General features: G+C 37.6%; 23 protein-coding genes and 1 riboswitch. Of the genes, 8 read left to right on the top strand and 15 right to left on the bottom strand.

Features of this window, described 5'->3' with window-relative positions; translation table 11 throughout:
• Positions 1–2: 2 nt before the first annotated feature.
• Together pdhA and B5P37_RS09525 are read right to left on the bottom strand one after the other, a co-directional pair.
• Positions 3–1,115 (bottom strand): pyruvate dehydrogenase (acetyl-transferring) E1 component subunit alpha, encoded by a 1,113-nt coding sequence (gene pdhA, locus B5P37_RS09530; RefSeq protein WP_085237994.1) that lies wholly within the window; start codon positions 1,113–1,115, stop codon positions 3–5.
• Between the two features lie 162 nt (positions 1,116–1,277).
• Entirely contained in the window at positions 1,278–1,910 is a 633-nt protein-coding gene (locus B5P37_RS09525) for a YkyA family protein (RefSeq protein ID WP_085237993.1), read from the bottom strand.
• Between the two features lie 226 nt (positions 1,911–2,136).
• Here B5P37_RS09525 and def point away from each other — a divergent pair, with 226 nt between their 5' ends.
• The gene (gene def / locus B5P37_RS09520) at positions 2,137–2,688 is read left to right on the top strand and encodes a peptide deformylase (protein WP_085237992.1); all 552 of its coding nucleotides are present in this window, start codon (positions 2,137–2,139) and stop codon (positions 2,686–2,688) included.
• 378 nt (positions 2,689–3,066) lie between these two features.
• Here def and B5P37_RS09515 read toward each other — a convergent pair whose 3' ends face one another.
• Positions 3,067–3,342: a hypothetical protein gene (locus B5P37_RS09515; RefSeq protein ID WP_244898652.1), complete on the bottom strand. Its 276-nt coding sequence runs from the start codon at positions 3,340–3,342 to the stop codon at positions 3,067–3,069.
• Positions 3,343–3,667: 325 nt separating this feature from the next.
• On the opposite strand from B5P37_RS09515, the gene B5P37_RS09510 reads away from it, so the two are divergent.
• Positions 3,668–3,883 (top strand): DNA-dependent RNA polymerase subunit epsilon, encoded by a 216-nt coding sequence (locus B5P37_RS09510; protein ID WP_085237990.1) that lies wholly within the window; start codon positions 3,668–3,670, stop codon positions 3,881–3,883.
• Positions 3,883–5,562 carry a ribonuclease J1 gene (rnjA, locus tag B5P37_RS09505; protein ID WP_085237989.1) on the top strand — a complete coding sequence of 560 codons (1,680 nt, stop codon included), beginning with the start codon at positions 3,883–3,885 and terminating at the stop codon, positions 5,560–5,562. Before B5P37_RS09510 ends, rnjA begins: the two co-directional genes overlap by 1 nt.
• A gap of 91 nt (positions 5,563–5,653) precedes the next feature.
• Here rnjA and B5P37_RS09500 read toward each other — a convergent pair whose 3' ends face one another.
• From B5P37_RS09500 to B5P37_RS09490, 3 genes are all read right to left on the bottom strand, one after another.
• A complete protein-coding gene (locus B5P37_RS09500) occupies positions 5,654–6,313 on the bottom strand; it encodes a potassium channel family protein (protein ID WP_085237988.1) in 660 nt (219 codons plus the stop codon).
• A gap of 346 nt (positions 6,314–6,659) precedes the next feature.
• Positions 6,660–7,679: a cytochrome d ubiquinol oxidase subunit II gene (locus tag B5P37_RS09495; RefSeq protein ID WP_085237987.1), complete on the bottom strand. Its 1,020-nt coding sequence runs from the start codon at positions 7,677–7,679 to the stop codon at positions 6,660–6,662.
• Positions 7,679–9,025: a cytochrome ubiquinol oxidase subunit I gene (locus B5P37_RS09490; RefSeq protein WP_085237986.1), complete on the bottom strand. Its 1,347-nt coding sequence runs from the start codon at positions 9,023–9,025 to the stop codon at positions 7,679–7,681. The genes B5P37_RS09495 and B5P37_RS09490 overlap by 1 nt, the downstream gene beginning before the upstream one ends.
• Positions 9,026–9,229: 204 nt before the next feature.
• On the opposite strand from B5P37_RS09490, the gene B5P37_RS09485 reads away from it, so the two are divergent.
• Complete coding sequence (locus B5P37_RS09485; RefSeq protein ID WP_085237985.1) at positions 9,230–9,460, top strand: glutaredoxin family protein; 231 nt, start codon at positions 9,230–9,232, stop codon at positions 9,458–9,460.
• Positions 9,461–9,677: 217 nt separating this feature from the next.
• Here the strand turns inward: B5P37_RS09485 and ptsP are convergent, their stop codons facing one another.
• The 5 genes from ptsP to auxA all read right to left on the bottom strand — a co-directional run bounded on the left by ptsP (position 9,678) and on the right by auxA (position 15,065).
• Complete coding sequence (ptsP, locus tag B5P37_RS09480) at positions 9,678–11,399, bottom strand: phosphoenolpyruvate--protein phosphotransferase (RefSeq protein ID WP_085237984.1); 1,722 nt, start codon at positions 11,397–11,399, stop codon at positions 9,678–9,680.
• Positions 11,399–11,665 carry a phosphocarrier protein HPr gene (locus tag B5P37_RS09475; protein WP_085237983.1) on the bottom strand — a complete coding sequence of 89 codons (267 nt, stop codon included), beginning with the start codon at positions 11,663–11,665 and terminating at the stop codon, positions 11,399–11,401. The genes ptsP and B5P37_RS09475 overlap by 1 nt, the downstream gene beginning before the upstream one ends.
• 167 nt (positions 11,666–11,832) lie before the next feature.
• Positions 11,833–12,360: a DUF697 domain-containing protein gene (locus B5P37_RS09470; RefSeq protein WP_085237982.1), complete on the bottom strand. Its 528-nt coding sequence runs from the start codon at positions 12,358–12,360 to the stop codon at positions 11,833–11,835.
• 46 nt (positions 12,361–12,406) lie between these two features.
• Positions 12,407–13,579: a class I SAM-dependent rRNA methyltransferase gene (locus tag B5P37_RS09465; protein ID WP_085237981.1), complete on the bottom strand. Its 1,173-nt coding sequence runs from the start codon at positions 13,577–13,579 to the stop codon at positions 12,407–12,409.
• Positions 13,580–13,745: 166 nt separating this feature from the next.
• Positions 13,746–15,065 carry a lipoteichoic acid stability factor AuxA gene (gene auxA, locus B5P37_RS09460; RefSeq protein ID WP_085237980.1) on the bottom strand — a complete coding sequence of 440 codons (1,320 nt, stop codon included), beginning with the start codon at positions 15,063–15,065 and terminating at the stop codon, positions 13,746–13,748.
• 375 nt (positions 15,066–15,440) lie between these two features.
• Between auxA and graF the strand changes: the two genes are divergently transcribed.
• From graF to B5P37_RS09445, 4 genes are all read left to right on the top strand, one after another.
• Positions 15,441–15,572, top strand: a complete 132-nt coding sequence (gene graF, locus B5P37_RS12050) for a glycopeptide resistance-associated protein GraF (protein ID WP_206168697.1) — start codon at positions 15,441–15,443, stop codon at positions 15,570–15,572.
• Positions 15,573–16,013: 441 nt separating this feature from the next.
• Positions 16,014–16,113, top strand: a riboswitch (TPP riboswitch).
• A 125-nt stretch (positions 16,114–16,238) separates the two neighbouring features.
• Complete coding sequence (locus B5P37_RS09455; protein WP_085237979.1) at positions 16,239–16,814, top strand: ECF transporter S component; 576 nt, start codon at positions 16,239–16,241, stop codon at positions 16,812–16,814.
• Between the two features lie 11 nt (positions 16,815–16,825).
• Complete coding sequence (locus tag B5P37_RS09450) at positions 16,826–18,241, top strand: ABC transporter ATP-binding protein (RefSeq protein ID WP_085237978.1); 1,416 nt, start codon at positions 16,826–16,828, stop codon at positions 18,239–18,241.
• A complete protein-coding gene (locus tag B5P37_RS09445) occupies positions 18,234–19,025 on the top strand; it encodes an energy-coupling factor transporter transmembrane component T family protein (RefSeq protein ID WP_085237977.1) in 792 nt (263 codons plus the stop codon). Before B5P37_RS09450 ends, B5P37_RS09445 begins: the two co-directional genes overlap by 8 nt.
• A gap of 245 nt (positions 19,026–19,270) precedes the next feature.
• Here the strand turns inward: B5P37_RS09445 and purD are convergent, their stop codons facing one another.
• From purD to purM, 4 genes are read right to left on the bottom strand one after another with little or no spacing between them, the layout of a single operon-like run.
• Positions 19,271–20,521: a phosphoribosylamine--glycine ligase gene (purD, locus tag B5P37_RS09440; RefSeq protein ID WP_085238463.1), complete on the bottom strand. Its 1,251-nt coding sequence runs from the start codon at positions 20,519–20,521 to the stop codon at positions 19,271–19,273.
• Between the two features lie 16 nt (positions 20,522–20,537).
• Positions 20,538–22,016, bottom strand: coding sequence for a bifunctional phosphoribosylaminoimidazolecarboxamide formyltransferase/IMP cyclohydrolase (gene purH, locus B5P37_RS09435; RefSeq protein ID WP_085237976.1), 1,479 nt, complete (start codon positions 22,014–22,016; stop codon positions 20,538–20,540).
• A 16-nt stretch (positions 22,017–22,032) separates the two neighbouring features.
• On the bottom strand, positions 22,033–22,599 hold the full coding sequence (gene purN / locus B5P37_RS09430; RefSeq protein ID WP_085237975.1) for a phosphoribosylglycinamide formyltransferase: 567 nt from the start codon (positions 22,597–22,599) through the stop codon (positions 22,033–22,035).
• Positions 22,599–23,630, bottom strand: coding sequence for a phosphoribosylformylglycinamidine cyclo-ligase (purM, locus tag B5P37_RS09425; RefSeq protein ID WP_085237974.1), 1,032 nt, complete (start codon positions 23,628–23,630; stop codon positions 22,599–22,601). The genes purN and purM overlap by 1 nt, the downstream gene beginning before the upstream one ends.
• Positions 23,631–23,632 lie beyond the last annotated feature (2 nt).

Genomic DNA, 23,632 nt, shown 5'->3' with positions numbered 1-23,632 from the left:
GCTTATTTCGACTCCTTCTCTTTGTAGATTTCATATTGCTCTTTTAAGTTGGCAGGCATCTCTTCATACATGATACCCATCAATGCAGTCACTGTTTGTTTTTCAGTGCCATCTGTTTCCTTAATTGCTGCTTTAATTTCTTTTTTAGCTTGCTCAATCACTTCATTTTCTTTTTCTTCAGACCATAAGCCCTTGTTTTCTAAGAATTTTCTGAAGCGTACCAACGGGTCTTTTTTCTCCCAATCTGAATCTTCATCTGAAGTTCTGTATTTAGTTGGATCGTCCCCTGCCATCGTATGTGGTCCGTAACGATACGTCATCGTTTCAATCAATGTTGGCCCTTCACCATTAATTGCTCGATCACGCGCTTCTTTTGTTGCTTGATATACAGCTAAAGCGTCCATACCGTCAACTTGAATACCTGGGATACCTACTGCAACTGCTTTTTGAGCTAATGTTTTTGCAGCCGTTTGTTTCTCACGTGGCGTTGAAATGGCGTAGTTGTTATTTTGAATAATGAAAATTGCAGGTACTTTATACGCAGATGCAAAGTTAATTCCTTCATAAAAATCACCTTGTGAGGAACCACCGTCACCTGTATAAGTGATTGCAACAGCTTTTTTACCTCGTTTTTTCAGACCTAATGCTACACCAGCAGTTTGAACGTATTGTGCCCCGATAATGATTTGTGGACTTAATGCATTGACACCTTCAGGCATTTGATTACCTATAAAATGTCCGCGAGAGAATAAGAAAGCTTTAGTTAAAGGTAAACCGTGCCAAATCAATTGTGGCACATCACGATAACCAGGAAGAATGAAGTCTTCTTTTTCTAATGCAAATTGTGAAGCAAGTTGTGAAGCTTCTTGACCTGCAGTCGGTGCATAAAATCCTAAGCGCCCTTGTCTGTTTAATGAAATTGAACGTTGGTCTAAAATACGTGTCCATACCATTCTTCTCATTAACTCAACCAACTGCTCATCCGATAAGTCCGGAAGTAAATCTTCATTTGTTACATTCCCATCTGCATCTAAAATTTGAACCATTTCAAATTTCGACTCAGTATCTTTCAATACTTTTTCAGCATCGAATTGGTGGTTTAACTTAGTAACCATGCAATTCACCATACCTTTCCCGTTTATAAATTAAATAATATTCGACTCACTCTAGTGTAACACAAAATATATAACTGTTAAACAGTTTTAACAAAGTTCTGTAACACTTGCTATCACAACAGTAAAGGCAACTGTTACACCTTTTTCTCCAAACTGTTATAGTTATTTGTTAGCGATTTCATCTACATCTTGTTTTTCTGTTTGAACTTTTCGAATGGCTTTCGTGTAGTCATCAACTTTTTTCTGCATCTCTTTTTGCGCGTCTGCTAATGCTTTAGAACGTTGATCCACTTCTGCTTGTGTACCCGTTTTCGATTTAAAATAACTAAATAAATCTTTCTCTTTATTAATGATATTTTGATAGCCTTTGATATACGCATCATGCTTTTTATTTTTGTCTTCAATCGCTGCATTCAATTGATCAAATTCTTTTTTGACATCTTTATCTTCAATTTGTTTTGACTCCGCCTTCATTTCTTTAAAAGCTTTTTCTGAATTTTGAATTGTACTTGCTTCTTTTTCCAATTGTTTCTCACGTTCTTTTGCATTATCGAGAACTTTATCGACCTGTGCTTGCACTTTAGAAATATCTTGTCCACTGATTTCTTTAGACAATTTTTCTTTCTCTTTTTCAAGTTTGTTCAGTTCTTTGTTAATTTGCTCGGTAGGCGCCTCAGCTTTTTGCATTTTATCAAATTCATCATTGTATTTCTGAATGTACTCACTATCTTTGTTACAGCCAGCCAATAATACAGCTGCTAGGACTGCAGTGCCCATTGTTTTTTTAAATTTCATTTTGCTTCCTCCTTCATCTTGTCAATGGTAATATTAATGAAAAAAACAGCATAATTCAAATAATCATTCACTTTTACATGCACTTCTTCGTTTTATCGATTCAGTCATTGTCACTTTCAAATCCTATCTCAACGCATTTCCTCGCCTGCTCCATTTGATTTCAAACCTCGGACTATCACTTGTCCTCTATTTTTTGATATATTATTCAATAAGGAAGGTGTCAAAAATGTTAACAATGAAAGATATTATTAGAGATGGACATCCGACATTGCGCCAACGCGCAAAAGAAGTGGAGTTCCCTTTAACTGAAGAAGATAAACAGACTTTAAAGGAGATGCAATTGTTTTTAAAAAATAGTCAAGATCCTGAAATAGCTGAAAAATATCAATTACGTAGCGGTGTGGGGTTAGCTGCGCCACAAATCAATGTACCAAAGCGCATGTTCGCTATTTATCTCCCCGATGATGGCGAAGGTCATGCCTATGATTTTGGTATCATCAACCCTAAAATTGTCAGTCACAGTGTTCAAGACGCTTATTTACCAACGGGCGAAGGATGCCTAAGTGTTGATGAAGATATCCCCGGTTTAGTACACCGCCATTATCGTATCAAATTAAAAGGCTATGATATTGAAGGAAATGAAATAAATTTGCGGTTGAAAGGGTATGCTGCAATTGTCGTTCAACATGAACTCGATCATCTTAACGGCGTTTTATTTTATGATCACATCGATTCCAAACACCCTTTACAACCTAAAGACGGTGCAGTAGAAGTTTAACAAGTCACTCTTCGTTAGGTTCACATTAACATTCGCGTACATGGCGCTTTCTTTGATAAGGAAAGCCTCATGTACGCCTTTTTTATTCATTTTACGAAACAAATCCCCTTTTACTTTGCATGAACATACCCGGACAAAGATAACGGACAGTTCAGCAATCGGGACGAAAATCGAATCCAAGAAAAAAGATGGGGTGGTGAAAAGATGGATACGTTCCCTTTCACTACCCCCAATGGCTGCAATCGCCCGACTACGGATTAAAATGATATCCCTATTTCTATACTTCGACTTGCATTTCTTTAAACAAAGGCGCTTTTTTTGATTGTTTTCATTGTCAATGTCAATATAAAAGATGATTCTTTTTCGATCACCTCGTCATTACATAAACATATCTTTACGTTGTTTGTATCGAATCCCCTCGTTATCTAATGCTTTTTTCAGTTTTTCAAATGTTTCTATGTCTAAAACTTCTGGGTCATGATGGTGTCTTATAAAATAATGGTCGGCTTGTGGCGTTTGCACTTCTTCGTATTCAAAAAACATCGTCACTTCATTAATTCTAATTTCAAACCGAATTTCACTCAAAAACTTATCCTGTCTGTTACGTTCTTCTTTAATTTCTTCCAGTAGTTGCGTCACACTTTTCATCTTCATCACCTATTTTGTGAATTTCAAATGATATTCTCTCCATTTAATCATTAGATAGTCTCTAGTTTATCACATTCCGCTTTATTTATTCGATGACTTCATGTAAAATAAAACCAAATGGGCTGTGTGCGCATATGGCCATACGCTCAATCTAGAACGGAAATCAAAACATTGCATGACACATAAAATGGCGAGTGACGGATGAATGGAATGATGTAGCACGTGAATGGATTACAAATTCGATTCATATTTTTTATTTTCATTGCCTTTCATGTGTTGACGCAACGTATCTATACAAAGTTAAGGTATCCAACTTAGGAGGAAAAAATAAATGTCAATTTTTAAAGTTTTTTATCAACATAATCGTGATGAAGTAATCGTTCGTGAAAATACACAAACACTTTATGTTGAAGCAAGATCTGAAGAACAAGTTCGTCGTTACTTAAAAGAACGAAATTATAATATTGAATTCATAACTAAATTAGAGGGCGCACATTTAGAATATGAACAACAATCCGATCATTTTAATGTGGAGCGCGCACAATAATGAAACAACTTCAAAAAAATGAAGTCGGTGTATATGCCCTCGGCGGTCTAGGTGAAATTGGTAAAAACACTTATGCTGTCGAGTATCAAGATGAAATTTTAATCATTGATGCAGGAATTAAATTCCCCGATGATGATTTGCTCGGTATTGATTATGTCATACCGGACTATACGTATCTTGAACAAAACCAAGATAAAATAGTCGGTTTAGTCATTACACACGGTCACGAAGATCATATCGGTGGTGTGCCCTACCTGCTCAAAAAGATTAATGTGCCTATTTACAGTGGTCCGCTTGCACTCGGCCTCATACGAAATAAATTAGAAGAACATCATTTGTTACGACAAGCAAAGCTCATCGAAATCACAGAAGATACAGTCATTACGTCGAAACATTTTAAGACGAGTTTTTATTTAACAACGCATAGTATTCCAGAAACATACGGTGTCATTGTCGATACACCTGAAGGCAAAATCATTCACACAGGTGACTTTAAGTTTGATTTCACACCTGTTGGCGCACCTGCGAATATTGGAAGAATGGCCCAATTGGGTGATGAAGGCGTGCTATGTTTACTGTCTGATTCAACGAACTCGCTTGTACCAGATTTTACATTAAGCGAACGCGAAGTCGGTCAAAATGTTGATAAAATTTTCCGTAACTGTACGGGACGTATTATCTTTGCCACTTTTGCTTCAAATATATACCGTGTTCAACAAGCCGTTGAAGCTGCTGTTAAGTACAACCGAAAAATCGTAACATTCGGTCGCTCAATGGAAAATAACATTAAAATTGGTACAGAATTAGGTTACATTAAAGCACCCCCAGAAACATTCGTAGAACCGAATAAAATCAATAGCATTCCAAAGCATGAGTTATTGATTTTATGTACAGGCTCTCAAGGTGAACCGATGGCAGCGTTATCTCGTATTGCTAATGGGACACATAAACAAATTAAAATTATTCCGGACGATACAGTAGTCTTTAGTTCTTCGCCAATTCCTGGAAATACGAAAAGCATTAACCGAACAATCAATGCGTTATATCAAGCAGGCGCTGAAGTAATCCATAGTAAAATCTCAAATATTCATACATCGGGACATGGTTCTCAAGGTGATCAACAATTAATGTTACGCCTCATTCGACCTAAATACTTCTTACCCATCCATGGTGAATATCGTATGCTCGTTGCACACGGACAAACAGGTGTGGACTGTGGTGTCGCTGAAGAAAATGTCTTTATTCATGATATTGGGGATGTGCTCGCATTAACACGAGATAGCGCGCGAACAGCTGGACGTATTCCTTCAGGTAACGTTTTAGTCGATGGAAGTGGTATTGGTGATATCGGTAACGTCGTTATTCGAGATCGTAAACTGCTCTCTGAAGAAGGCTTAGTAATTGTCGTCGTCAGCATTGACTTTAATAAAAAGCAATTATTATCAGGTCCAGATATTATTTCACGTGGCTTCGTCTATATGCGTGAATCCGGTCAATTGATTTATGATGCTCAAAAGAAAATTAAACAAGACGTCATTTATAAATTGAATAACAATGATAATATCCAATGGCATCAAGTTAAATCTTCTATTATCGAAACGTTGCAACCTTATTTATTTGAAAAAACAGCACGTAAACCTATGATTTTACCAGTCATAATGAAAGTCAATGAAAAGTAAGTCTGACATAACATTGTCTAGGTCGTAAAAAACCGATTAAGGAAAAATAATTTTTCTTAATCGGTTCTTTTTGAATAAATTAATTTAGATTTTAATGCGCCATCTTCTTTTCAAAACGTGTTAAATCATTATCATGACCAATCATAATTAAAATATCATCAAATTCTAAGGCCATGTCCGCTGCAGGCGCCACAATAATTTCTTTTCCTCTTTTAATCGCAATAATGTTAATTCCAAACTTTGCTCTTATATCTAAGCCAATCAACGTTTGACCTGCCATCGTTTCGCTGGCTTTAATCTCAACGATTGAGTGTTCATCAGAAAGCTCTAGATAATCCAATACTGACGCACTTGCTACGTTATGCGCAATGCGTCTTCCCATATCTCTTTCAGGATGCACGACTGTGTCTGCACCAATTTTATTTAAAATTTTCGCATGATAATCATTTTGTGCTTTAGCCGTTACTTTTTTTACACCTAATTCTTTAAGGATAAGGGTCGTCAGTGTACTCGCCTGAATATTTTCACCAATCGCGACAATGACATGGTCAAAGTTTCTAATTCCTAAACTTTTCATTACTGCTTCATCTGTTGTATCTGCAACAACCGCATGCGTCGCAATATCACTATATTCGTCCACACGATTTTCATCTTTATCTATCGCCATAACATCCATATCTAGTGCGTTCAGCTCTCTAACAATACTCCCACCGAATCGACCTAGACCAATGACTACATATTCTTTATCCATGTTTGACCTCCTGAAGTCAAAATTAAATTATACGCTGTGAGGAAAGCAGTTTATGAATGAGACAAGTATCCTTTATCATCGTTTTCTCCCATAAAGAAAAGTCGGTACACGTTGCAAATTATGAAAGTAAATCAAGCAATCAGGCAGCTCCTGTGCCCTGACATCATACCTCTCCCGTCATATCCCAACCTACTATGGTCAACTTCAAAACGCGGATACATGCCCAAGTCCATTTCTGTTCATTCTCAAAACTACACCTCAGCAAATGACACTCTTATCTTACTACAAAACACAGGAAGATGCATGGTTTCATCATGTGAATGTTCATGTACGAGACGATAGCTCCTTACTTTTTACCACGGACATAATCTTTATCAAATACAAATAATTTAAATATGAAGAAAAGCGAAGGACAAAGTAAGAGCAAACCACCAATAAACGCAATGATTAATACGACAGCCATGCCATCGCTTGTCACAGCATCCTTAATCTGAATGTACGGATACAGAATATACGGTAATTTACTTAAACCATAACCAAAAAAGGCCGTTCCAATTTGGATAATTACGAATATAAATGCTATGCCGTGTGCCTTTTTCATATATGTTAAAATGCCTGCCGCAATAAAAGCAATGAAGCTTAAAATAAATAACCAGCCATAGTCCCATACTGCTGAATTAAAGTGTGCTTCATTTTGCACACGTAAGGACAAAAAGACAAATAATGAAATAAACATCATCGGTGGTCCCCACATTAGAAACCATTTTCTCATTAACTCGTAAGCATTGTGATCATGTGCGCGATGTGCATAAAATGTCAAAAACCCAGATGAAATATATAAGACTGAAACAAGTGCTAAAAATACAACAGCCCAACCATACGGGTTCAACAACAGTGCTGTCCAGTTTAAATCAATTTTACCCGTCGCCGTTTCTTTAATAAAACCCCCTTCTGAAATTGTTAATGCGGTTGATAATGAAGCGGGAATCAACAAACCTGAGACTGCATAAAGCATTAACCACGATAATTTACTATCTTGGCCATAATTTTCAAATGCATAAAATGCCCCTCTAATCGATAATAGAATTAAAGCGATCGAACCTGGGATTAACAGTACTGTACCATAGTAGTAGGCCGTATCAGGAAAAAATCCAACAATACCGACAAAGAAAAAGACAAAGAATACATTTGTGACTTCCCATACAGGATTTAAATAGCGCTGAATTAAATGGTTAATCTGATGAGATTGATTAAATAATTTAGCGTGCAGGGAGAAAAAACCTGCGCCAAAATCAATAGAAGCAACGATGATGTAACCAAATAAGAAAAGCCATAGCACCGAAATGCCAACGAGTTCATAATTCATCATGCTTCACCTCGATTACGATTTAAATGTTCAATATGTTCATGAGCTGTTTTATTTTTAAACATTTTAAGAAGAACATATGTCGCTGAAAATAAAAGTACAAAATATAAAATAGCAAAGAGAATCGTCACAAATACTAGGCCATTTGCATCCGTTACTGCATCTTGCACTTTTAAAAATCCTCTAATGATCCATGGTTGACGTCCTAACTCTGTCAAAAACCAACCAAATTCAATCGCTAGCATTGCAGCGGGTCCTGTTAATAGAATCGTATACAATAAAAATTGATGTTGTGGATTGCGCTTTTTAATCCATAACATCACCACATACGCGAATGAAACAACAAAACAAAATATACCGAAGAATACCATTAAATCAAAGAAATAATGAACAATTAATGGTGGTAATTCATCCTTAGGAAAATCATTTAAACCTTTAACTTCTGTGTCAAAGCTCGAATCTGACAGAAAACTTAACGCACCTGGGATATGCAAGGCACCTTTAACTTCCTGAGTGGATTCATCTAAAACGCCAAATAATACTAAGTCAGCCCGAGATGCCGTATCAAAATGCCATTCATATGCGGCTAGTTTTTCTGGTTGTACCTGGTGTAAAAATTTTGCTGATAAATCGCCTGCTAACATAGACAAGAGAGAAAATATCAGACCTGCAATCATCGTCATTTTTAAAGCGGCTTGATGATAAGCCCGATCTTTTACAACTTTGTTTTTAAGCAATTTAAACGCGGCAATACTTGCCAAAATAAATGCCATAGTCATTAATGCTGTTGTAACGACATGAAAAGACCGTACAAAAAACGAAGCATTAAACATCGCTTCAATCGGATCAACATTTACCATTCTACCGCCCTTAAATTCCATACCTGCAGGCGTATTCATAAATGAATTCACCGATGTGATGAAGAGGGCTGAAAATGTCCCGCCTATGATTACTGGAATACTCATTAGAAAATGTATCCATTGATTTTTAAAACGATTCCAAGTATATAAATAAATACTTAAGAAAATAGCCTCAAAGAAAAACGCAAAAGTTTCCATAAATAATGGTAATGCAATCACGTGTCCACCAATTCGCATAAAAGTTGGCCATAATAATGATAATTGTAGTCCGATTACCGTTCCTGTCACTACACCGACGGCTACAGTAATCGTATATCCTTTAGCCCAGCGTTGGGCCAATGCTATATATTGAGCACTTTTCTTTTTAATGCCGATAAATTCTGCAATTGCAAAGAAAAGGGGCATACCCACACCAATTGTTGCAAAAATAATGTGGACTGCGAGTGTCATGCCAGTCAAAAAGCGGCTAATATCCACTGCATCCATGTCATTTCCTCCTTTAAACATATTCAAAATGTCCATTAATTATATACAATCAATCAGATGGTTTAATATAAATTTGTTCATTTATGCAATGACAATTTATTGACAAGACTAAAATTTGTCATTTTTATTTAGGCACTTGATTTGCTTTTTATAAATCTTTCCATTACGATGTAACAATCATGACTAAAGAAAGTAGGCTGAACCATGCCAGAAGTTATTCTTTATACACAAAATGATTGCCCACCTTGTGCATTTGTTAAACAACATCTTGCAGCACACCGTGTCACTTTCGAGGAGAGAAATATTGCAAATCCCACTTTTAGAAACGAAATGATTGCCCGCGACGCGTTTTCAACGCCATTTATTTTAATTGACAATGTACCGATGTACCAAGTTGATTTGGATGAATTAAATCAAAAAGTTGGCATTGATTAACTGACACGACTTCTTAAATTGATGATGCGCACCTGTTCATTTTTTTGAAGTCACTTTGGCGGGTGCGGTCAGTTTTTTATTACTATCAAAAACGGACGAGCGGAATGGCTTGGTCCGTTTTTCATTTTGTGCCCTATTAAAACAGACAGGTGAAGAAATCATTACGATTTTTCACCTGTCTGTTTTATGCGATTACATTTTTAGTTGTTCGTTGTCGTTATGCTTCGCTTGTATAAGCTTTTACGAGTGCTACAACTTCATCAACTGTCGCACAATTCAATGCACGATCAGCCAGTTGTACCATTTCAGTACGACTTAGATTTTTCAGTTGACGACGTGCTTTCAAAATAGAAGTGGCACTCATAGAAAACTCATCTAGTCCTAAGCCAACTAATAGTGGAATGGCTGTTTCATCTCCCGCCATTTCACCACACATGCCTGTCCATTTTCCTTCTTGATGTGAGGCGTCAATGACTTGCTTGATTAAACGCAAAATTGATGGATTGTATGGCTGATAAAGATATGACACACGTTCTGACATACGGTCAGCCGCCATCGTATATTGAATTAAATCGTTAGTACCGATACTGAAGAAATCAACTTCTTTTGCAAACACATCCGCTAAAGCCGCAGTCGAAGGAATTTCAACCATGATTCCTAATTCAATATCATCGCTGACTTCAACACCCTCTTGCTTCAAGTTTTCTTTTTCTTCAAGCAGTAACGCTTTTGCATCACGGAATTCTTGAATCGTTGCAACCATTGGAAACATAATATTCAATTTACCGTATACAGAAGCTCTTAACAATGCACGCAATTGCGGACGGAAAATATCTTGCTGATCTAAACAAAGTCGTATCGCACGATAGCCAAGGAATGGGTTCATTTCTTCTGGAAGGTTGAGGTATGGTAATTCTTTATCCCCACCGATGTCTAGCGTACGTACGACAACGCGTTTCCCTTCCATTGATTCTAGTACTTTTTTATACGCTTCAAATTGCTCATCCTCAGATGGCATATTGTCGCGTCCCATATAAAGAAACTCAGTACGATACAAGCCAATCCCTTCTGCACCATTGTTTTTTACACCTTCTAAATCGTTTGGTGTCCCAATGTTAGCAGCGAGTTCAACTTCATGCCCATCTTTTGTTTTTGAAACTTCATCGCGCAATTGTTTCAACGCTTCACGATCTGCAAAGTACATCTCACGTTTATGTTGATACGCCTTAATTTCATCATCTGCAGGGTTAACAATAACATCCCCAGTTAAACCATCAATGATAATCATATCGCCTTGTTGCACGATTTCTGTAATCGATTTTGTCCCGACTACAGCAGGAATCTCTAATGAACGACTCATAATAGCCGAGTGTGAAGTCCGTCCTCCAATATTCGTTACAAAACCTTGCACATATTGTTTATTAAGTTGTGCTGTATCTGACGGTGTCAAGTCATGCCCCACGATGACGACACTCTCATCTATAATGCTCGGATTCGGTAGTTCAACACCTAAAATATGCGCTAATACACGCTTTGAAACATCGCGAATATCCGCCGCACGTTCCTTCATATATTCATTGTCCATTGATTCGAAAATCGTAATGAAATTTTGTGTCACTTCTGTAAGCGCATGAGGTGCACTCGCATTTTCATTTTTAATTTTATCTTCAATCGGTTGAATTAATTCAGGGTCATCTAAAACCAATAAATGTGCATCAAAAATCGCCGCTTTATCTGGGCCGAGTTGTTCTTCTGCATGGTTACGAATTTTAGTTAATTCGATTTTAGAGCTTTTAATGGCTTCATTGAATTTTTGAATTTCCGCTTCAGGTTGTGTCGTCTGCGTATCCGTAAAACTTAAGTCCGGTTCCACGAGCAGATATGCTTTGGCAATAGCAACACCATCTGAAGCTGCAATTCCCTTAATAATATTTGACATTATTTTGTTAATCCTTCTTTAGATAAGACTTCTGTAATTGCGTTAATCGCTTCTTTTTCGTCACTACCATCAGCATAAATCGTGATTTCTGCATCTTTACCCACACCTAAGCTCATTACACCCATGATTGATTTTAAATTAACTTTTTTCGCATTATATTCAAGTTGAATATCTGAATCAAACTTTGATGCAGTTTGAACAAGCATTGTTGCTGGACGTGCGTGAATACCTGTTTCGTCAATAATTACATATGATTGTTGTTCCATCTTTTATCTTACTCCTTCTAATTCTAGATTGACTAGCTTAAATTATAATTTAATTCGCTATACAGCATAACATTACCAAATTCTATATTTAAATTCAATTCGTAAATGCTCAACGATACGTTTTTAAACGTCTTTACGCTTAATTTTGTGAAAAAGCACACAAATACCTATAAGGATTTAATGACATTTTCACATTTTTGAATATGGTCTTTCCCTACTTTAATCATAAAATAATAACTAATCGATGCTGACACAGCTTGACCGACAATTGGAAACCACCGTGTCTGTTTAGCTGCTGTACGCTTGGCCACATCACGTACAAATACTTTTAACAAGCCACTTGAAACTTTCTTTCCTATTAATTGGCTTCCTTGTATACCAGCGGATATGAGAATTCTATTTTTTAAATCGTCACTCATTTGGTTGACTTGTTTATGATCAAGTCCATAAATTTTGTTAATATCTTCAATCACATCACGCATCAATTTCATATCCACACCAAAGTCAAATCCAGGAATTGGGACAACTGTTGCAGTGGAAGACAATAATGCTTTCTTTTTAACAATACGTTCTGCCCGTTGACGTCTTTCATGTAATTCTGTATCTGTCGTTGGAAGGCCACCCTTTTTATCAACCTTTTCGATATTTAAAACTTTATGGCCTAATACGTCTGAAATTTTTTTCGATATACCCATTTTCAACTTCCTCCTCTTTCCGAATTTTTTTGCACGCATTATCAACTTATGGTTCAATTGTCACAAAAACCACTTTTAAGTATTTAGAAGGTTTGTAAGCGGCATGTGTTTTAAAATCTTTTGGTAAACCCATGACCTCTTTCATTTGATACGTATACCCTTGTTGTTCAATTGTATGCTTCACCATGTTTTTAAAAGCCTTCAACGTGTATGTACTATGATTCGTACTGAGCACTAATGTCCCTCCACGTGTGAGTATCTTTAAAGCCCCTTCAATTAAATGGTGGTAATCTTTAGTCACAGAAAATACTTTCTTTTTATTACGCGCAAAACTTGGTGGATCAATAACAATGGTATCGTAACGCAACTGATGACGCTGTGCATATTTATAAAAATCAAATGTATCCATCACAAAAATGGCATGTGATTGCGGTGCGATGCCGTTGAGTCCAAAGTTTTCTTCGGTGTATTGACGAGAACGATTCGCTAAATCCACACTCGTTGTCTGAGCGCCTCCAGTTGCTGCAATCACAGAAAATGCGCCTGTATAGCTAAATAAATTCAGAACTTTACGCCCTTCTGAATAATAATCTCTTAATTTTTTTCGAACATCCTTTTGGTCTAAGAAAATCCCCGTCATTGGCCCGTCATCAAGGTGTACGTTGTAAAAAGTATGGTTTTCTTCAATGACAATTGGAAATTCTGGTGCTTGACCTGCAACGAAGCCCCCTTCAATCGATTGATGCTTGAACCGTGTTTTCTCATAAACAGAATCATAGTGAAAAACCTTTTTAATCGCATCGATGATATATGGTCGATAATGATAAATCCCTTCAGAATACCATTGGATTAACAGATGGCCATGATAATTATCAATCGTTAACCCGCCTATCCCATCTCCCTCACCATTAAATATGCGAAAAGCGTTCGTGCCATCAATGTGATAGAAGTATTCACGTACTTCACGGGCTTCTGCAAAGCGCGTTTCAAAGTATGTGCGATTTATTTCTTCGTCTTCTCTATAAGTTAAAACCCAACCCAGTCCTTTATGTTGACGCCCGACATAACAAGTTGCTACATAACGATGTGTCGATGTCAGCAATTTAAAAAGATCCCCTTCTTCTAAATCATCTTGTTGAAATAAGTCTGCTTCCTCAATCAGTGGGTATTGATTAAAATATTTCTCTTCTTTACCTTTATTTAATATAGCCGTTTTCATGTGAGATCAACCTTTCCCTTCGTAACGCATGCTTTTGATTTTAACACGTAAGTTTTCTAATGCAAAATTTGACCGATAAATCCATGTAAAATAAAAAGGTAGAAACTTCATAATCCATTCGAAATTTCTACCTTTATTCATACATGTCACGTGCCAATTCCTATTTTCAACGTGGTTCGACAGGTTGTCTCAGTTGCAATACGAATGCAACAATGGCAGGCACCAACATCAGTACAAGTATCGGCGTAATAAATATTGAGAGTAGCAAACCATGAAATAGAATAACAATATATTCCGTAAGTAATTTAAAGAATAATATGCTGATCATAAACAATTGTAAATAATAAAATTTACCTCGCAACATTCTGACCACGCTCGTCACAATAAAAATAATCGCAATAATTAAGAGTAATAACAAGCTGACCCATTCATAAACATATTGGGTTTGTGACAATTGCCAATCCCCTGACATAAACAACGCATTACGATTATTGAATTCTAATAAAATAAAAAACAGTAACATGACACCGCATGCAATCATGACATAATGACGATTAATCCATTTCGGTCTCACCTTAAGAAATGAAGGGATATCATCATCTTCTAATCGTGCCCAAGCGAACCATTTTTTACCCAATGCTTCACGTTTAGCACGCATCTTCTCCATATCAATGCTTCTGCGCGTACGATGTGAAATATCATGAGTGAATTCCGCTGTGCGATGTTGAATATCTTTAAAATGTGTTTTAGACGTGTTTGTAAATTGATATTTTTTACTTCTGGAATATTCATTCGTTTCTCCAGTTATTTCTTCCTCAGACACAGGAAGTGCACGTCTCAAAAAGAGGAAATTCCAAATTGCCATTTGTCCAATCAACCATAACACAACAAAAAACGTATTGATGCTTAAAACATCAATGGGTGCAACATCATTGGCTTCAATACGGGTATACAGCGCCAGTTGTGTCATGATGTAACAAATCCCATAACTAAAAATAATCCATAAGTAGTGCTCTTTACGATGTAGTGGATTCAATTCATCTTTATACGTAATATAACCAATATGTACAAGAAAAGGGATCGTAAAGACAAAAGCAGTCCAACCGTACACTTGAGACATAAAAATTAATGTTAATACGAAGAAAATAATACCGATTAATAAAAATAAAATAGAAATATCGTAATCAAAGCGTGTTGTATTCGTTAACGTTCTCCCTATCAAAATCATCAAAAGGCCAAAAAGCAAAATGATCATACCGCTAGCTAAAGGTATGTCTCCAATATATTTGCTCATGACTCGAATGATTTCATTGAAAAAAGCCATAATAAAATCCCACAAATTATCGATATTGGTTCTAGGTTGCTTACCAGCTTTAAACTGTTGAATGAGTGGAATATTAATAAAAATAATAACGCTCAGCAATATTGAAAGTACACCGATAATGTAACTGTAAATCACTTCGGTGTATTTATTAAATAAAGACATCCTCTCACCTCAAAGTTATTATATACGAAGTTGTGTCGCCTGTCTGTATATTTCAAAAATATCAGACTTTAGAATGGGATAGTCATGAGTTTAACATGTTTTAAGCCCCAGTTAAGTCATCAAATAAAGCTTGTGTCATCATATCCTTGCCACTCCAATGTGTTTTACAACAATTCAAATGACATTGTGTTCAATGATTATATTAAAGGTTCAGATGATAGATCAAAAATCATTTGCTTTGAACAATTTGCCCTTGATGAACGGATGTTGCCCTATTCGATTCATAAATAAAAAATGCTACCGTTGATTATGTTTAGAAAAAACCCATTTAGGTTATAAAGTCGTATAGCTCAATATGAAAAGGAGGCGTTATAGATGACTGAAAAAGACATTAAAAATGCAGCCGAAAAAGCAAAAGATAAAGAGGAATCATTGAAAGATCAAGCGAAAGAAACCAAAGACGGCATTGAAAAAACAAAAGACGATATTCAAGATACATTTGAATAATACCCGTCAATGACATGTTTAAATGTGCTTCAATGACATTTAAACGTAGAATAGACTGTATGAGGGAGACACACAAACACGATTGATAAATGTTAATCAATCGCCTACTCGCGCGAGATAACTTGCTCAATTGGAGCAAAAAAGCTGTCTCGCGCTCTATATTAATGGCGCCGTTCACATCAAAGCCCCTTTGTGCTTTTTATTTTAAATATAAATCAACGTGCATCAATGGTGTGGCAAAAGTTTGGAAAGCGTCATGAGCATCAAGCAATGGAGATTGTACGCGATGTTGTCATTCTCTCATTGTCTCATCATTTTTAAATGCTATCCGTCAACAGTGTCTATTTTTTATACGATAATCGAACTCAAATCGCTTTAGAACAGCGTTTTAAGACCTTGACTTTTCACATGACTAGGTGTACATTTGCAATATCAACTAAATACGCACACTAGGGGTGTGAAAACTGAGATGAGGCGTCCCCTCAAACCCTTCGAACCTGAACTAGATGATACTAGCGTAGGAAAGTGTTTTGTTATGATATGAATACACACCAAATATTGTCCATTAACATTCAAATTATGGTGATTTATACATAAGTTAGCACAGTCACGCCTGTCTCTGTTTAGGAGATATGCGTATTTTTTTATTTTGGGAGGCATTAACAGATGAAAAAAGGTTTAACATTATCAGATGTACTCGTGACTGTATTAATTTCTGTCATTTTTGCAGTCATTTACAATCTTTGGTGGATTGTCAATAATACTGTACAGCCATTAGGTCTGCATATCGACCAACTCTTGTATGGGATGTGGTTTAGCGCAGCCGTTGTGGCTTACCTCATCATCCCAAAAATGGGGATTGCATTATTAGCAGAATTTGCTGCAGGTGCTGGCGAAACCATTCTTATGGGTCGTTTTGATATTCCTACAATTATTTATGCTTTACTACAAGGTCTTGCATGTGAAATTGTCTTTGCGATTTTCCGTTATCAATCGCGTGCATTTATGGTGGCGATTCTTGCTGGTATCGCTGCAGCAGTCATCAGTTTACCGATTGATTGGTATTACGGGTATTTAAATGAAGTCGCAACATGGAACTTAATTCTATTAATTTCATTCCGTTTGATTAGTGGCGCTGTTTTAGCGGGTATCTTCCCTTATTTACTCGTTAAAGCATTAGATCAAACCGGTGTGACACGCCTCTTTCGTCCAGCTTCGAAAGATGACTATGACACATTGTAAGGTGACGACACGTGCTAAAAGTTAAAAATTTACGTTTAAAATATCCAAGTGCACATCATAAAACATTCGATGGGATTGACCTCGAAATCAAAGACAAAGAAAAAGTACTTTTACTAGGGCCCTCTGGCTCTGGTAAGAGTACTTTACTCAATGTTCTCAGTGGCATTGTTCCAGACTTAATTGATTTACCATTAAAATACGATACATTAATGCCAGCGAAAAATGCGGGTGTTATTTTTCAAGACCCAGATTCACAATTTTGCCTGCCACAAGTGAATGAAGAATTAGCATTTATTTTAGAAAATCAGCAAGTGCCACGACAAGATATGGATCGCCGCATTCAACACGCATTAACACAAGTCGGGTTGGACATTAACCCTAAACAACAGATTCATCAATTAAGTGGAGGAATGAAACAAAAACTTGCCATTGCCGGCACGTTACTTCAAGGGGCAGACACGCTTTTTCTTGATGAACCCACTGCGATGTTAGACATTGAAGCTACAGAAAATCTTTGGAATCTTCTCAAATCCCTGTGGGCAGATCAAACTGTGTTAATCGTCGAACATAAAGTTGAACATATTTGGCAACATGTTGATCGTGTCATTCTTATGAATCATCGTGGACAAATCATTCAACAAGGGACACCTGACTACATTATGTCTGAATTTGAAGATTTATTGAGTGAATATGGAGTATGGCATCCTCATGCTTGGGCACGCGCGCCTCATCCTCGCCATGATGCACCAAAGCCCATTGATAAGCCCCACACCTTTCAATTTTCATATCAACAAGGCGCTGTTCAACGTGGACGACGCACATTATATCAAGTCGACCAACTTGAAATTTTGCCAGGTGAATGGATTACACTTACAGGTAAAAATGGCACAGGTAAAACATCCCTATTAGAGTCTATGATGCAATTAATTCGCTACAAAGGCGATATGCATTATAATGGGCAAAAATTAACAAAAATCAAAAGCGCGGCAAAACATATGTATTTAGTGTATCAAAATCCAGAACTTCAATTCATCCAGAATACCGTCTTTGATGAAATATGCATTAATTACCATCATATGGGAGCAGAACAAGCCAAATCAAAAACCAGCGACATGTTATCGTTGTTAGACTTAAAACATGTGGCTCAACAACATCCATTTGAGTTGTCTATGGGGCAAAAGCGCCGTTTAAGTGTTGCTACTGCGCTCAGTACAAATGCCGACATTATTTTACTGGATGAACCTACCTTTGGACTTGACAGTCAAAACACTTTTAAACTTCTCGAGTTATTCCAAAATCGAATCGCACAAGGGCAAACGGTATTCATGGTCACACATGATCCTCACATTATCGAAAAATATCCATCACGTCGATTAGAAGTTTTGGATGGCAAATTATATGAATATGAGGTGAGCGCACATGATTGAATCTTGGAAAACACGCTATACCTTCATGGATCAAGTGAATATCGTTACTAAATTATTGGTGGGTGTCGCACTCTTTTTCTTCATTATTTTTATTCACCATTTTGATTTTATGATTTACTTAGCAACTTTAATGTTGATTTTCATGTTACTCGTTGCGGGAACGAAATGGAGAGTCGTACTGACCTTTACATTTATCGCGACATTTTTTGCGCTGACTTCATCGTTATTTATGATTTTTTACGGTAAAGGACAACATCTATTACTTACATTTGGTTTTGTCAAAATAAGTACGGAAAGTCTCGTTCGAGGGCTTCACTTGTCTTTTCGAACAATGACAATTAGTTATTTAGGACTGGCGATTGCATTTACTTCACAAGTCATTATGATCTTTTATAGCTTTATGCAACACTTAAAAGTCAAACCTAAAATCGCGTATGCTTTTATGGCTGCTTTTCGAATGATTCCGCTCATGCTAGCCTCTTTATTCCAATTGCGAAATGCTTTAAAAATGCGTTATCAAATGATTGATAACCGCAACTATGTCGGCTTCAAACATTTAAAGCATTTACTCATTCCATTGTTAAGTCAAAACATTAGAAAAGCACATCGCCTCTCTGTCGCAATGGAGAAAAAAGGATTTAAAGATGGGCCACGTACTTATTATTATCACGTGCCTTTCAGCTATAAAGACCTTATTTTTGTTGGGGTAATCGTGATTATCATTTTTGCATCCTTCTTCCTCGCAAATACTTTACCAATTACCGGCATCACAGACGCACGTTAATGTTAACGCATGACAATTGCCATTATTTTGTGTGTCGGTTTGGTCGGTCGATGGTAACGAGCGGATGCGCGACATATTTCGGGACTGGAACATCATTCAGTCCCGATTTTCATTTTCATCTACATCATCATAGAACCTCATTTGACTACCTTCTTATCCACTGTACGGCACATACTTCAGCAACGTAAAACGAGGCTCAGGACATTTATAAAATGTGTCCTGAGCCACGATATGATACGTATGATTTACAATCCATCTCGCAATGCTTTGTGGGCAATATCTTTTCGATAAAACAAGGCATCACTTTCAATTTTGTCTACACGTGCATAAGCAGCTTTTTGTGCCGCTTCAATCGTCTCACCTTCACCGATAGCCAAGATCACACGGCCCCCCGCATTGATGAAATGACGACCATTATGTTTTAGACCACTGACAAAATAAGAACCTGGGTCATTTTCAAACCCTGTCACTTTTGCGCCCTTCTCATACTCAGCCGGATAACCTTTGGAGGCGAGCATCACGCCAACTACGGCATTGTCTTTCCACTTCATATGAATTGGCGCTTTCTCTTCCAATTCAATGATATGTGCCATCAGATCACTTTCTAAACGTGTGAGTAAAACTTGTGCTTCGGGATCCCCAAATCTTGCATTGAATTCAATCACTTTTGGACCCTCATCTGTTAAAATCGCACCGATATACAATAATCCGAAGTAATCATATCCTTCTGCTTTCATTGCTTGGGCAATCGGTTGCGCAATTTTTTCATTTGCTTCAGCAAGGACACGCGCACTCATATGCGGTACAGGGCAGTACGCCCCCATTCCCCCTGTATTCGGGCCTTTATCGCCATCATATGCACGTTTATGATCTTGTGCAATGGTATCGAACGGAACGGCATACTCACCATTCACAAACGTCATAAGTGAAAACTCTTCTCCAACTAAAAATTGCTCAAAGACCACTTTACTCTGTTGTTCTGGATAAAGTGTTTCCACAGCTTCACGTGCTTGTTCGCGTGTTTCAGCAATAATAACCCCTTTACCTGCTGCGAGGCCATCTTTTTTAAGAACAATTGGCAATTCACACGTTTCAATATATGCCAATGCTTCATTTTTATCATCTATTTCACGATATTCAGCAGTTGGAATATGATATTGCGCCATCAAACGCTTAGCAAATGATTTAGAGCCTTCAATTTGTGCGGCTTCTTTATTAGGTCCAAAGACTTTAATATTTGAACTTCTTAATGCATCTGCTAATCCTTCTGTAAGCGGCTGTTCTGGACCAATAATCACCCATTTAATGTCATGTGATAATGCGAAATCAACAATTGCGAGGTGATCATTTTCAGCAATTTCACTATGAACTTCTGCAACATGAGACATCGCGGGATTACCTGGAATCGCATAAACTCGTGTCACTAACTCTGACTGATTTAGTTTGTGAGCAATCGCATGTTCGCGCCCCCCACTACCGATGACTAGTACGTTCATCATTGATTAACCTCCTCTAATGTTTAAAATGACGCATGCCTGTAGTGACCATAGCGATGCCATAATGGTTGGCCATCTCTATTGAATCTTGATCTTTAATAGAGCCGCCCGGTTGAATAATCGCTTTGACTCCTGCTTTAGCCGCTGTTTCAACGGTATCACTCATTGGGAAGAAGCCATCCGAAGCGAGAACGACATGGTCATTCATTTCAATTGCGCGTTCAATCGCAATCTTCGCTGCACCGACACGATTCATTTGTCCAGCGCCAATCCCCACCGTTTGCTGCTCGTTAGCAAGCACAATCGCGTTACTTTTAACTGATTTGACAACTTTCCAAGCCAATAATAACGCACGCCATTGCGCATCAGTTGGTGCAACCTCAGTCACAACCGTCATCTCATCCGGTTCAACTTCAAATAAGTCCTTATCTTGTACGAGATAGCCGCCTGATACTGAGACAAATTCTGTTTTATCTGCTTCAAGCGTCATCTCAATTTCAAGTAAACGAATGTTTTTCTTTTGTTTTAAAATATCTAATGCTTCCGGTTCAAATTGTGGTGCAATCACAACTTCTAAAAATATCGCATGTAAATCTTCAGCAAGTGCGGCTGTCACCGGTCTATTTAATGCAACAATGCCACCAAAAATCGATTGGCTATCCGCTTCATATGCATGTTTGTATGCTTCATGTATGTTTGCACCAGTCCCCACGCCACATGGGTTCATGTGTTTAACAGCAACAGCGGCAGGTTGATCAAATTGTTTCACGAGGTTTAACGCCGCATCAGCATCTTTAATATTGTTATAGCTCAATTGTTTACCATGATGTTGATAGGCACCTGCAATCGTATTTCTCGCTGTGGACGTACGAATAAATGATGCGGATTGTTGTGGATTTTCCCCATAGCGTAACTGCTCTTGTTGTTGACCGAAAAATTGAGCGATGGCTTGGTCATATTCAAAAGTATGTTGAAACACTTTAAGCATTAATGCTTTTCTGAATGCTTCATCCAGTTCATTTTGTTGAATTCGTGTAATGATTTCTTCATAGTCGCTTGGATCAACAACTGTTGTCACATGCTTGAAATTTTTAGCTGCGGCACGTAACATTGTCGGACCACCGATATCAATATTTTCAATGGCATCCATTTCTGTGACCTCTGGGTTTTTAACCGTCTCTTGAAATGGATATAAATTCACGACAACCATATCGATTAAATCAATATTTTGCTGATTCAACTGTTCAAGGTGTTCTGGTTTGTCACGATCTGCTAAAATTCCTCCATGTACTGCTGGATGTAAAGTTTTAACACGACCGTCCATAATTTCTTCAAACCGTGTAAGTTCTGAAACAGAATTCACAGTAATTCCCGCTTCATCGATTGCACGAAATGTGCCGCCTGTCGAATAAAGTTCATACCCTGCTGCCACCAGTGCTTTGGCAAAATCAACAATACCTGTTTTATCTGAAACACTTAAAATTGCTTTTTTCATGATTGGTGATAACTCCTTATCGAATAATCTTCTTAATCACTGCTGGATACAACGCATATTCCAATGACTTAATACGCGCTTCTAATTTTTCTTGTGTATCGTCTTCATAAATCGGACATGTGCGCTGTTCAATCATTTGACCTGTGTCCATCCCAGCATCCACATAGTGTACCGTCGTTCCTGTGACTTTATCCCCACTGTTCAACGCCTGTCCAACTGCATTCTTCCCTTTATATTTGGGTAATAATGACGGATGAATGTTTAAAATTTGCCCTTCATATGCAGCTAATAACGTCTCTCCGATTAAACGCATATACCCCGCTAAGACAATCCATTCCACATTTTCTGCGCGCAATTGATTCAATACTGCTGTTTCGTAAGCAACTTTAGACTCAAAACGATGCGGTTCATAGGCATGTACCGGAATTTGACGGGCTTCTGCCAATGCAATACACGCTGCTTTAGGTTGATCCGTATATAATGCGGTCACTTCAATATGTGCAAGTTCACCAGATGCCACATGCGCCATAATATTATCAAAGTTCGTCCCAGAACCAGATGCAAAAATCGCGATTTTTACCACTATAATGCCTCCGTTAAGCGAATGGGTTGTGCTTCTTCGGTGATATAACCAATTGTATAAGCATCAACATTCGCATTTTTCAAGATTTTGTGTGCTTTTTCTTCGTCTTCAGGTGAAATCACAAGTGTAAAGCCAATCCCCATGTTAAAAATATGATACATTTCATCTGTTTCTATTTGACCTTGTTGTTGTAACCAATCAAAAATTGCAGGTGTCGGGAAGGACTCAGTGTTTACAACTGCCGTTTTCCCTTTTGGTAAAGCTCTCGGAATATTTTCATAAAAGCCGCCCCCTGTAATATGTGTCATCGCTTTAATTTGAACGTCTTTCTTCAATGCGAGAACAGGAGACACATATAATGCAGTCGGTGTTAACAAAACATCTAAATATGATTGTTCCCCTTCAAATGTATTTTCAACTTGGATACCTGACTCGGCAACAATACGGCGGACAAGACTATAACCATTCGAGTGAATCCCGTTCGATGCGAGACCAATGATTACATCACCTGTTTCAACTTTTGAACCATCGATATAGTCCTCTTTTTCAACGGCACCTACAGCAAAACCAGCGACATCATATTCCCCTTCATGATACATTTCGCCCATTTCTGCCGTTTCACCGCCAATCAGCGCTGTATTCGTTTCGACACACCCATCACTAATCCCTTTAACAATTTGCTCAATGACTTCTGGTACAACTTTATTTGTTGCGATGTAATCCAAGAAATAAAGTGGCTCAGCACCTGTCGTTAAAATGTCATTAACACACATTGCAACAGCGTCAATACCAATGGTGTCATGCTTATCGTAATCGATCGCAAGTTTCAATTTCGTGCCCACCCCGTCAGTCCCCGATACAAGAACAGGGGCTTTCATATCAAGTTGCGATAAATCAAATGTCGCTCCAAAGCCGCCTAAACCACCGATGACCTCTTTACGCATTGTCCGTTCAACATGGCTTGACATCCGCTTTACTGCTTCATAACCCGCTTCAATGTCTACGCCTGCTTTTTTATATGATTCCGCCATGG

The organism is Staphylococcus lutrae, from assembly GCF_002101335.1.
GTDB lineage: Bacteria > Bacillota > Bacilli > Staphylococcales > Staphylococcaceae > Staphylococcus > Staphylococcus lutrae.
Note: the sequence above shows the minus strand (reverse complement) of the source record. Positions and strands in the feature narration are given on the sequence as shown.